Raw genomic sequence first — 12,407 nt, forward strand, 5'->3', positions numbered from 1 at the left:
TTGATTTCTTATTAAGATAAAAACTAATTAGGAGTGTGAGATAAAATGGTAAAACATCTTGTAATGTGGACTTTAAAAGAGAAGAACAATGATACAGCATTAGAGATAAAAAATTCTTTAGAAGGATTAAAAGAAAAATTACCTTACATAAAATTTATAGAGGTTGGAATAAATTTCAATACAACTGATAGCGCTTATGATATTGTTTTAAATTCTGATTTTGAAACTAAGGAAGATTTAAATAAATACCAAGTCAGTGAAGAACATTTAAAGGTTGCAGCTAAGGTTAGAGATGCTGTTTCAAAGCGTGCGGTTGTAGATTATGAATATTAAAAATTAAAGAATAGGCAAATTGCCTATTCTTTTTTTATTTCTACAAAACTATCGTTATATGTTATTTGTCCACCAATATCTGATATATTTGATGATGTTAGAATATTTGGATTACCATGTTTTTCCCACCAACCTACATATATTTTTATAACGTTATTAGGAATTCCATTATCTATTAGTGCTTTGGCTTTAATTTTTCCATTTTTAGTTTTTAGTATTACAATTTCTTTATTTGTTATATTAAATTCTTTGCAAGTATTTTCATTAATAAAAAACTCGCATATGCCTCCCTTGTCAATAAAGTGTTGACTAGATAAACTATCTTTTCCATGGACTGTGATAAGTCTTAATAAGTTTTTAGGGTGATTTTTGCTTTTTAAATACGTTGGAAGAGGGTGACCACACTCATCTTTAGCTAAAGATGAAAATAACTCATATTTTTTAGATGGAGTTTTAAAGCTCAAATCTTCCCAAGCCACATCTTTATGAAGAGTAAAACAGTTATCTTTCAAATAATCTAATGTTATATCTTTATTAGAATGTGTTAATGGTTCTATTATCTTTTTTAAATATTCTTTTTTTGAAACTTTAGGATAAGTTTTAATGTTCATAATTTTTGCAAGTTCCATAAAAAAGTTATATTCATCCATAAGACGATGTTTAGGTTCAGTTACCTTTTCATTATATATAATGTAGGGATTGCTCATTGAGCTAAATAAAATATCTTCGCTTTCTAAGGTATTAGTACATGGAATAAACAAGTCACATATAGAGGCTGTATCAGTTAAGAACATATCAAAACACACTTTAAATTCTATGGTTTTAAAAGCTTTTTTCAAGCTGTTTATATCAGGAAGTTGATTTAATAGGTTACTTTTTGTTATAACAGCCATTTTAATTGGGGTTTTATACAAATTATTTTCATTGGCAATTGAATCATGAACAACAGTTTGTGCTTCAAAAATACCTTCTTCTTTAAGGTTTAAGCTATTACATTTGTTTATAAAATTAGATATTTTAGAAACTTGGAAAAAATTATTTGTTGCAAAATGTTCACTGTTGTATGGGTCTAAGTTTAAAATCCTTGTAAAGACTTTATTAGCATAATTTATTCCACCACCACTTTTACCGATTTGACCAGTTATAGCTGCTAATGCGTTTATACATCTTATTGAATTTCCACCATTTATATATTTTTGAACACCATATCCTATTAGAATCGTAGAAAATTTATTAATATAAATATTTGTAATATTTATGATTTCTTCTAAAGAAACCCCGCATTCTTCACATAAATAATCAAGGCTTAATGTGTTTAAGTAATTTTTAAATTCGTTAAAGCCAATAACGTGTTTTTCTATAAAATCTTTATTATAAGCATTGTTTTTTATAATTATTTTAGCCATGGCAAGGGCTAAAGCACCGTCTGTTCCTGGAATAATTTTTATGTATTTATCAGCGATTTTAGCAGTTTCACTAAAGATTGGATCAATAACTATAATTGGTATATTTTTTTCTTTGGCTTTTTTTATTATATTTAGTGTATGAATTGATGTGTTTGCAGGATTTTTGCCCCATAAAAATATTGACTTGCTATTTAACATATCAGAAAGACTATGGCTTTTTGCATCACCAAAATCATATTTAGTAGCTCGCATACCAGCACTCCAACAAGGACCACCATCTGCTTTATTAACTCCTCCATAGAAGTTAAAGAATATATTTGCTATTGATTTTAGAGAAGATCCACTACCAAACTGATCATAATGTAGAATAGATTTTGAAGAAAAATTTTTTTTATAGTATGTAAGCCTTTCAGCCATTATATTTAGTGCTCTTTCAAAAGAAATTTCTTTAAATTTACCATTTATTTTTAAAAGGGGTGTGTAGATTCTATCTTTATGATTTAATCTCTTTAAATGAGATAGTCCTTTTTCGCATATAAAACCATTTGTATAAGGGTGATTTTTATCACCTTCTATTTTTAAGGTTCCATTATCATTATAAACATTAAATTTACAGCAATCAAAACAATCTAGGGTACACCCATGACTAAATTTTTTCATTTTAAATCCTCCGTAATTATAATTTAAAGTTATTAAATCTAAAAAAAATAAGTATAGATAGATTATTAAAAATAACATATAAAATGTAACATAATTATATCATTAAAACTAGTAGGTAAAAAGAAAAATATAGAGAAAGGTTTTAAGTGTATATATTTTTAATTATTAAGGAAAAATAAAATAGGATTTTTACAGCATATTATTTTTTAGAGAGGAGGTCTTTTTTTGATATATAAAAAAGAGTATAAAGATGTTATTAGTGAATTTAAATCAGAGAAGAGTGGTTTAAGCAATGCCGAAGCTAAAAAAAGACTAGAGCAAAATGGGTTTAATGAACTAAAGGGTAAAGAGGGAGAATCAACTTTAAAGCTTATATTAAATCAATTTAAAGACCCATTGGTAATAATTCTTATAATTGCAGCGATAGTTCAAATGTTTTTAAAAGAAGCTGTTGAAGCAATCATAATAATAGCTGTTGTAATTTTAAATGCTATTTTAGGTGTGACACAAACTAAAAAAGCCGAAGGGTCTTTAAATAGCTTAAAAAAATTATCTTCGCCAAGTGCTAAAGTTTTAAGAGATGGAGAAAAAATAGTTATTCCAGCTAGAGAAATTGTAAATGGAGATATTGTTTGTTTAGAGTCTGGGGATTATGTACCAGCAGATGGGCGTGTTATAGAATCTCAATCTCTAAAAAGCGTAGAGGGAATGCTTACAGGTGAGTCAGAACCAGTTTTAAAGGTAACTGATGTTATACATGAGGAATCTTCATTAGGAGATCAAAAAAATATGGTGTTTAGTGGATCAACAATTGTTTATGGGCGTGGTATGTTTATAGTGACAGCAACAGGTATGAATACAGAAGTTGGGAAAATAGCTAATCTCCTAGAAAAAGCAGAATCTAAAGAAACTCCTCTTCAAAAAAAGTTAGATCAATTTAGTAAGAGACTTGGGATTATAATTATGATACTTGCTATTATTATTTTTGGTTTAGAGGTTGGGCGTGCTGTATTTTTTGATAGAGTAGGATTTACAGGAGAACTTATAGTAAATGCTTTTATGTTTTCTATATCGGTTGCAGTAGCTGCAATTCCAGAGGCTTTATCATCTATAGTAACTATTGTTTTGGCATCAGGAACAAATACTATGGCAAAAAGAAAAGCTATTATTAGAAAGCTTCCAGCTGTTGAAACTTTAGGAGCAACGAGTATAATATGTACGGATAAGACAGGAACTTTAACTCAAAATAAAATGACTGTTGTAGATAACTATATAAGTAAAGATGGAGAATATAGTTTTGAAATTAATATAGAAAAAGCACCTAAAAATGAAAAGTATTTCTTGTTAGCAAGTATTCTTTGTAACGATTCAGATATTAATGAAGAAGGGAAAGAGACAGGAGATCCAACGGAAGTTGGTCTTATAAACTTTGCTAAAAATAATAGTATAGATTTTAAGAAAATAAGAGATGAATATAGAAGAAAAGGAGAAATTCCTTTTGATTCAGATAGAAAGATAATGTCAACAGTTAATGAAGTGGATGGAAAAACTATAATGTTTTCTAAAGGTGCACCAGATATTATTTTAAGTAGATGTAAATATGCTTTAGTAAATGGGGAAGTTGTTGATTTAAATGAAAATATCTTAAATGAATATAAAGCTAAAAATGAAAAATTTTCAAATAGAGCTTTAAGGGTTTTAGCTTTTGCAATGAAAGAGATTAATAACGAAAGTTTTGTTCCTGCGCTAGATGATGAATTTGATTTAACATTGATAGGATTAACAGCTATGATAGACCCACCTAGGGAATCAGTTTATGATGCTATAAAAATAGCTAAAAATGCTGGAATAAAAACAATAATGATAACAGGAGATCATAAAACAACAGCAGCTGCGATTGGTAAAGAAATTGGACTTATGGATAATAATGATATAGCTTTAACAGGTCAAGAGTTAGACTCTATGAATGATATAGAACTTAAAAATAAATTAGAAAATATATCTGTGTATGCTAGAGTTTCACCTGAAAACAAAATACGTATAGTAAAAGCATGGCAAGAAAGAGAAAAAATCACTGCTATGACCGGAGATGGTGTAAATGATGCACCAGCTTTAAAGCAAGCAGACATAGGAATTGGTATGGGAAGTGGGACTGATGTTGCAAAAGATGCAGCGTCTATGATTTTAGTTGATGATAACTTTGCAACTATTGTTAAAGCTGTTGAGATAGGTAGGGCTGTTTTTAGCAATATAAAAAAATCTATAACATATCTTTTTGCAGGGAATTTAGGTGCTATAATTTCAATATTATTTGCTGTATTTGTAAACTTACCAAACCCATTTACTGCAATACAACTTTTGTTTATAAATTTAATAAATGATTCATTACCAGCTATTGCTTTGGGTCTTGAACCACCTGAAAAAAATATTATGAATAATAAACCTAGAAATATTAATGATGGTATATTGTCAGGTGGTATTGGGAGAATTGTAATCTTAAGAGGAGTTATAATTGGAGTAGTTACAATTATAGCACAGTATATAGGGCTTAAAGTTTCGTCAGAGCTTGGAACTGCTATGGCATTTTCAACTATTTTACTGGCTAGAATTTTTCAAACAATAGCCGCAAGATCTGATCATTATACTTCAATAGAACTTGGTTTTTTTTCAAATAAATATGTATTTGGAGCAATGGGGATTACATTTATAATATATTTATTAATATTACTTCCAGGAGTTAGAAGTATATTATCTATACCATATGAGTTTAATATAGAAATGTTTTTTATATGTTTAGGTTTATCTATATTAGCTATGATAATAATGGAAATAGAAAAGCTTATTTTAAGAAGAAAACATTAATATTTTAAATTAATAATTAATTTTAGACATAGAGAATATTGATTTTAAAAAGCTAAAAAATACTTTATATTATATTTTTTAGCTTTATTTAAAATCAATATTAAATATATTATTTTGAAAGTGTATATCCAAAAATTAGATTCATAGATGTTTCATTATCATCAATAGCAGGTGTGTTTTCAAAGGATATTAAACCATATCCTCTATCATAAGTTCTTTTTTCTATATAGGTATCATTATAAAATCCATCTATATCAGTTATCGTTGTTTCTAAATTGTATTTAGTATAGGATACATCTGTCATAACTGTTTTAGCTGTATATTCTTTTCCATTATAGATAACTTTTTGACTCCAAGTGTCATTTTCTTTAGGGTCTCCCCACATAACTATATAGTTTTTTATTATAGAATTTAATGAATCTGTGTTAGAGGACATATAGTCATTATTATAAACTCGTTCATAAACCATAGGTGTACCAGCTTCATCTAATTTAAAAATGTAGTTTAAGGAAAATGTTCGTTCTCCTCTAGAATCTTCTCCATATCCATCTGCCATTTTTCCAGAATATTTAATAACTAAGTTACTTTTATCAATTTTCATATTGCTTAGAGTATGTCCATATTCTGCATAACCGTTATAAACTAAGGTGTTTTGAGTGGCTATAAAATAATCCTTATAAGAATTAAAAAAGTTTGTAAGTGTAGAATTAGCAGAGTCATCAAAAGAAGGGCCATCTGTTACTTCTTGTGCTGATTGGGAGGTGGAACTATCGTAAACGGTAGAATTAACAGACAAGGCAGAATTGTATAGATTGTCAGTTGTAAAAACAAAATAACCTGTTATAAATACTAAAAATAAAGTTGAAATTATAAATAAGCTTCTTTTCATATTATATAAATCTCCTAGAATTGATTATAGTTTCATATAAAAATTTTATGTTTAGTAAAAGATAAATATCCATAAATATTTATCTTTTATGAGAGTTTAGATGGGAAATTTACAAACTTGTACTAACTACTTTAAGATGCTATAATATGCTTAAAAATGTTGTTATATTTACTATGTAAATGTTATAATTAAAATAAAACTAGTATAAGGAGCTAAATATGAGAGCAGTATATAAAAATCCAAAAGAACTTGCTACAAAATTAAAAGATGTAGTTGATTTATATTTTGATGATTTAATTACATATGAAAAATTAAAAGAAACTGTGGAAAAAATGATAAAGGCTAATAAGGATAGTATTTATAAAGATGGGTTTATGCCAGTTAAATTAATTAGTGCTTTAGGAGAAGAGAGAAAAGCAGTTATTGATAAAATTGCGAAAGAAATGAATAATTAATAATATAAATAAAAAAACAAGGCAATATATTGCCTTGTTTTTTTATAATTTTATTTATAAAAAAATTAATAATATATAAATCTATTTATATAAAAAAATTAATAATATATAAATCTATTTAACATTTGTTAATTTTTAAAACATATGTGTTGACTGAAGTTGAGAATTTTGATACTATTAATACAAGAAATAGCTTATTATAAACGAGGAGGAGTTTACAAATGAAAATTGATGTGAAACAAATGTCTTTAGATTTACATAAAGAGTATAAGGGTGAAATAAAAGTAGAGGCAATTATTCCAGTTACTAATAAGGAGGAACTTTCTCTAGCGTATACGCCTGGGGTTGCAGCACCTTGTTTAGAAATAGCTAAAAATAAGGAAAAGGCTTATGATTATACATTAAAAGGTAGAAGTGTTGCTGTTATATCTAACGGTACAGCTGTTTTAGGGCTTGGAGATATTGGAGCTTTTGGAAGTCTACCAGTAATTGAGGGAAAGGCATTATTACATAAATCTTTTGCAGGAACAGACGCATATCCAATAGCTATAGATGCTACAGATAAGGATGAAATTGTAAATGTAATAAAAGCTATATCGCCAGGTTTTGCAGGAATTCATTTAGAGGATATAAAGGCTCCTGAGTGTTTTTATATAGAAGATAAATTAAAAGAAGTATTAGATATACCAGTTTACCATGATGATCAGCATGGAACAGCTATATCGGTTTTAGCAGGGCTTTATAATGGTTTGAGAATAGTTAATAAAAATATAGAAGATATAAAGGTTGTAATAGATGGAGCTGGTGCCTCAGGGATTGCAATAGCAAATCTTTTGCTTTCAGCAGGTGTTAAAGATATAGTTTTATGTGATATAAATGGAGCATTAATAGAAGGTGATAAATCTTTAAATAAAGCTCAAGAAAAAATAGCTAAATTAACAAATAGAAACTTTGAAATAGGTTATATTGAGGATTTAATAAAAGGAAAGGATGTATTTATAGGGGTTTGTGTTGGAAATGTAGTGACAACAGAAATGATAAAAACAATGAATAAAGATTCTATGGTGTTTGCGCTTGCAAATCCTATTCCAGAGATATTACCTAAGTATGCAAAACTTGGAGGAGCTAGAATAACAGCGACAGGAAGAGGGGATTTTAAAAATCAAATGAATAATCTTTTAGTTTTTCCAGGGCTTTTTAAAGGACTATTAGAGGGTAGAATAAAAAATATTAATGACGATATGAAATTAGAAGTTGCAAAAGCTATTGCTTCTTTAGTTAAAGATGATGAATTAAATGAAGATTATATACTTCCAAATGTATTTAATAGGGAAGTTGTGCAAGCAGTATCACAGGCTGTTATAAAATTTAAGGATAAGTAAAAAATATATATACAATGTTGAAAGGAGGAAAGTTTTTGGAGTATTGCAATTTTGAAGAGGTTATTATTGAAAACAAAGATGATTTTACTTTAAAATATGTAGAAAAATTTTTAAATGAATATGAATTGGATTTAGATAAAGATTTAGATTATACTTTGGTTTTGTATGATAATGATAAAATAATAGGTACAGGATCATTTGAAGAAAACATATTAAAATGTATAGCTGTTTCAGATGAGTTTAAGGGATTTGGAGTATCTAATAAGATAATATCAAATCTTATAAATGAACAATATAGAAGGGGATACACTCATATTTTTGTATATACTAAGCCTAAAAATAGTTTGATTTTTAGAGATTTTGGTTTTTATGATATAGAAAGCGTTGAAGATAAAGTAATTCTTCTTGAGAACAAGAAAAATGGAATTAAAGATTATTGCAATAAATTGATAAAAGAAACTCCTAAAATATATTTTGAAAATATAGCATCTGTTGTAATTAATGCAAATCCTTTTACATTAGGTCATAGATACTTGATAGAAAAGGCGAGTAGAGAAAATGATTTGGTACATGTATTTGTTCTTTGGGAAAACAAATCTTTTTTTTCAAATGTAGATAGATATAATATGGTTGAAAAAGGAATTGCAGATTTAGAAAATGTTGTTTTACATAAAGCTAATGATTATATAATATCAAATGCTACATTTCCATCTTATTTTATAAGAGAAAAAAATGAAGTTTTAAAAATGCAAGCTATTTTAGATAGTAAAATTTTTTCAAGTTATATTGCAAAATCATTAAATATAACAAAAAGATATGTTGGAGAAGAGCCTTTTTCTAAAAGCACTAATGAATATAATAAAATCATGAAGAGAGTATTAAAAGAATATGGGTTAAATCTTATAGAAATAAAAAGAAAAGAATTTGAAAATGTAGCAATTAGTGCTTCAAAGGTGAGAGAACTTTTTAAACAGCGTTGTTTAGATGAAATTAAAAATTTTGTACCTAAATCAACATATGATTATTTATTTAATTTAAGTAATGTATATTAGTATAATATTTTATATAAATAAAAATATTAAGGAGGGAAATAAAATGGAAATAAAAAATACTGCAATGGCAGGAACTTTAGAATCAAGTGATATCTCTATAACAATAGAGGCAAATGATAATGGAATAGAAATAAATTTAAAAAGTTCAGTGGAAAAGCAATTTGGAAAACAAATAAGAAGGGTTATAGAAGAAACTTTAAAAGAGTTAGGAGTTAAAAATGCTTTGGTTACTGCAAATGATAAAGGAGCATTAGACTGTGTAATAAAAGCAAGAGTTCAAACGGCTGTAATTAGAGCCACAGGGGAAAAGTTTAATTGGGGGGGTGCAAACTAATGAAATTAAGAAGAACAATGATGTATGTTCCAGGAAATAATCCAGGGATGATTAAAGAAGCTCATATATATGGAGCAGATTCAATAATGTTTGACTTAGAGGATTCCGTGTCAATAAATGAAAAAGATAGTGCTAGATTTTTAGTTTATAATGCACTTAAGACAATAGATTATCAGGGAGTAGAAACTGTTGTTAGAATAAATGCTTTGGATTCAGAACTTGGAATTGAGGATTTAGAAGCAATAGTTAGAGCACAACCTGATGTTATAAGACTTCCTAAGACTGAAACTGCTCAAGATATAATTGATGTGGAGAGGGAAATAGCTAGAATAGAAAGAGAAGCTGGAATTCCAGTTGGTAAGACTATGATAATGGCAGCTATTGAAAGCGCTTTAGGAGTTGTAAATGCATATGAAATTGCAAAGGCTAGTGATAGGCTTATGGGAATTGCAATAGGGGCAGAGGATTTTGTAACTAATATGAAAACTACTCGTTCTATGGAAGGAATAGAACTTTTAACTGCAAGAGGTCAAATTTTGTTAGCTGCAAGAGCTGCTGGAATTTATGCTTTTGATACAGTTTTTTCAGATGTAAATGATGAAGAGGGATTTAGAAAAGAAACAGAGCTTATAAAACAATTGGGTTTTGATGGAAAATCAGTGATTAATCCAAGACAAGTAGAACCAGTTCATGAAATATATACACCAACTCAAAAAGAAATAGAAAAATCAATTAGAGTAATAAAAGCTGCACAAGATGCTAAGAAAAGAGGTTCAGGGGTTGTATCATTAAACGGAAAAATGATAGATAAGCCAATAATAGAAAGAGCGGAAAGAGCGTTATCTTTGGCAAAGGCAGCTGGTTTAGATATTAATTTTGGAGGTGAAGATGATGTTAAATAAAATAGGAAGAGAAATACCAAATAAAGTGCAAGGGTTTGGAGAAATTAAGCCATATAATGGACCTTTTGCAGAAGTTAAAATGGGAAATGTGTATGGAAGAAAAGTTAAAAGAGTTAAACCAAATGATAGTAAGATGTTGGAAAGTATAGAGGAGGCTATAAAAAAGACAGGTCTTAAAGATGGAATGACAATATCATTTCACCATCATTTTAGAGAAGGCGACTATATTTTAAATATGGTTATAGATGCTATAGCTAAAATGGGAATAAAGAATTTAACATTAGCATCTAGCTCATTAAATAATGTTCATGCGTCATTAGTTAAATATATAAAAGATGGTGTTATAACTAGTATAACAACAAGTGGTTTAAGAGGAACATTAGCTGATGAAATATCAAATGGACTTATGGAAAATCCAGTTATAATAAGGTCTCATGGCGGTAGAGCAAGGGCTATTGAATGTGGAGATATAAAGATGGATGTTGCATTTTTAGGCGTTCCAAGTTGTGATAATTACGGAAATGCTAATGGATATAATGGAAAATCATTTTGTGGTTCTTTAGGATATGCTAAAATTGATGCAAAATATGCTGAAAATGTAGTTTTAATTACAGATAATTTAGTACCGTATCCAAATGTTCCTGCAAGTATTAGTCAAACAGACGTAGATTACATAGTTCAAGTAGAAGCTATAGGAAATCCACAAGGCATAGTATCTGGTGCTACAAGATACACTAAAAATCCAAAAGAACTTTTAATAGCTAAATATGCAGCAAAAGTTATAGAAGCTTCTGGATATCTAGTTGATGGATTTTCTATGCAAACAGGTAGTGGAGGAGCAGCTTTAGCTGTTGCAAGGTTTATAAAGCAATCAATGATAGAAAAAAATATAAAAGCAAGTTTTGTATTAGGTGGAGTAACTGGTCAATTAGTAGAGATGTATGAGGAAGGATTAGTCGATAAAATATTAGATGTTCAAAGTTTTGATTTAAGGGCTGCTAAATCAATAAAAGATAATTTAGGACACTGTGAAATAGATGCATCACTGTATGCTAATCCATTTAATAGAGGAAGTGTTGTAAATTTATTAGATTTTGTAATATTAAGTGCACTAGAAGTTGATACAGATTTTAATGTTAATGTTATAACTGGTTCTGATGGAGTTATAAGAGGAGCATCTGGAGGTCATTGTGATACTGCAGCTGGTGCTAAAATGTCTATGATAGTTTGTCCACTTATAAGAGGAAGAATACCAACAATCGTTGATAAAGTAACAACAGTTATAACACCGGGTGAAACTATTGATGTTGTAGTTACTGATAGAGGAGTTGCTGTAAATCCTTTAAGGCAAGATATTATTCAAAAACTATCTAATACCAATATTCCTATATTTACCATAGAAGAGTTAAAAAATAAAGCAGAAAGTATAACAGGAAAACCTGAAAAAATAGAATTTACCGATAGAGTAGTTGGTTTAGTTGAATATAGGGATGGAACAATAATTGATGTTATAAAACAAGTTAAATAATTAAAATTAGGCTTTTGCAAAATGTAAAAGCCTAATTTTAATTATTCATATCATTTAAGAATATATAACTAGAAGAGTGGAGGATATATGAATAAAGAAGAAATAATATTGTTAAATGAAATTTTGGATGGAAAAGAAAAAAGATCTTTAATTCAGAGAGAACTTTTAGATAAGTATAAAAAAGTTTTAATATCATGTACCCTTAATATACCTGGCATTTATAAGCTAAATAAATTGTATAAAAAAGCTCATATAATAGAAGTTGTAGCTTTAGAAAAAGAATTATATAATAATGGTATAAGAGTAATTCATAAGAGAGAAAATATAAGCAAAGCTGGATATGAAACATTCTTTGTTGTAGATTGTAATTTAGAAATTGCAAAGAAAATCACAATTTTTATAGAAGAAAATAATAAATTAGGTAGACTTTTTGATTTAGATGTTTTTGATGAAAAGCAAAATCAATTAAGTAGGTCTGATTTAGGATATGAAAAAAGAAAATGTTTAATATGTAATAAAGATGCTGTTGTATGCACTAGAAATAAAACTCATTCGATAGAAGAGGTTTTAGAAAAGATAAATAAATTGATAGAGAGGTACTAAT

11 protein-coding genes are annotated in these 12,407 nt (G+C 28.1%); 9 read left to right on the forward strand and 2 right to left on the reverse strand.

Annotated features, from left to right (window positions below):
- Window positions 1-45 precede the first annotated feature (45 nt).
- Complete coding sequence (locus HH195_RS03450) at window positions 46-333, forward strand: Dabb family protein (protein WP_055258039.1); 288 nt, start codon at window positions 46-48, stop codon at window positions 331-333.
- Window positions 334-356: 23 nt separating this feature from the next.
- On the opposite strand, the gene HH195_RS03455 is transcribed toward HH195_RS03450, so the two are convergent.
- On the reverse strand, window positions 357-2,399 hold the full coding sequence (locus tag HH195_RS03455) for a molybdopterin-dependent oxidoreductase (protein ID WP_196371587.1): 2,043 nt from the start codon (window positions 2,397-2,399) through the stop codon (window positions 357-359).
- 225 nt (window positions 2,400-2,624) lie between these two features.
- Between HH195_RS03455 and HH195_RS03460 the strand changes: the two genes are divergently transcribed.
- A complete protein-coding gene (locus tag HH195_RS03460; protein ID WP_196371588.1) occupies window positions 2,625-5,261 on the forward strand; it encodes a cation-translocating P-type ATPase in 2,637 nt (878 codons plus the stop codon).
- Between the two features lie 109 nt (window positions 5,262-5,370).
- On the opposite strand, the gene HH195_RS03465 is transcribed toward HH195_RS03460, so the two are convergent.
- Complete coding sequence (locus HH195_RS03465; protein WP_196371589.1) at window positions 5,371-6,150, reverse strand: hypothetical protein; 780 nt, start codon at window positions 6,148-6,150, stop codon at window positions 5,371-5,373.
- A gap of 218 nt (window positions 6,151-6,368) precedes the next feature.
- On the opposite strand from HH195_RS03465, the gene HH195_RS03470 reads away from it, so the two are divergent.
- The 7 genes from HH195_RS03470 (at window position 6,369) to citX (ending at window position 12,406) form a co-directional block, all read left to right on the forward strand.
- Window positions 6,369-6,605 (forward strand): TIGR04540 family protein, encoded by a 237-nt coding sequence (locus HH195_RS03470; protein WP_055258031.1) that lies wholly within the window; start codon window positions 6,369-6,371, stop codon window positions 6,603-6,605.
- 227 nt (window positions 6,606-6,832) lie between these two features.
- A complete protein-coding gene (locus HH195_RS03475; RefSeq protein ID WP_207750886.1) occupies window positions 6,833-7,987 on the forward strand; it encodes an NAD(P)-dependent malic enzyme in 1,155 nt (384 codons plus the stop codon).
- A 35-nt stretch (window positions 7,988-8,022) separates the two neighbouring features.
- Window positions 8,023-9,039: a [citrate (pro-3S)-lyase] ligase gene (gene citC, locus HH195_RS03480; RefSeq protein WP_196371591.1), complete on the forward strand. Its 1,017-nt coding sequence runs from the start codon at window positions 8,023-8,025 to the stop codon at window positions 9,037-9,039.
- A gap of 43 nt (window positions 9,040-9,082) precedes the next feature.
- Window positions 9,083-9,373, forward strand: coding sequence for a citrate lyase acyl carrier protein (citD, locus tag HH195_RS03485; RefSeq protein WP_055258028.1), 291 nt, complete (start codon window positions 9,083-9,085; stop codon window positions 9,371-9,373).
- A complete protein-coding gene (gene citE / locus HH195_RS03490) occupies window positions 9,373-10,275 on the forward strand; it encodes a citrate (pro-3S)-lyase subunit beta (RefSeq protein ID WP_196371592.1) in 903 nt (300 codons plus the stop codon). Before citD ends, citE begins: the two co-directional genes overlap by 1 nt.
- Window positions 10,262-11,803, forward strand: a complete 1,542-nt coding sequence (gene citF / locus HH195_RS03495) for a citrate lyase subunit alpha (RefSeq protein ID WP_196371593.1) — start codon at window positions 10,262-10,264, stop codon at window positions 11,801-11,803. Before citE ends, citF begins: the two co-directional genes overlap by 14 nt.
- An 87-nt stretch (window positions 11,804-11,890) precedes the next feature.
- Window positions 11,891-12,406, forward strand: a complete 516-nt coding sequence (gene citX / locus HH195_RS03500) for a citrate lyase holo-[acyl-carrier protein] synthase (protein ID WP_196371594.1) — start codon at window positions 11,891-11,893, stop codon at window positions 12,404-12,406.
- The last annotated feature ends 1 nt before the right edge of the window (window position 12,407 follow it).

It is taken from the genome of Candidatus Sarcina troglodytae (assembly GCF_015708635.1).
GTDB classification, from domain to species: Bacteria; Bacillota; Clostridia; order Clostridiales; family Clostridiaceae; genus Sarcina; species Sarcina ventriculi.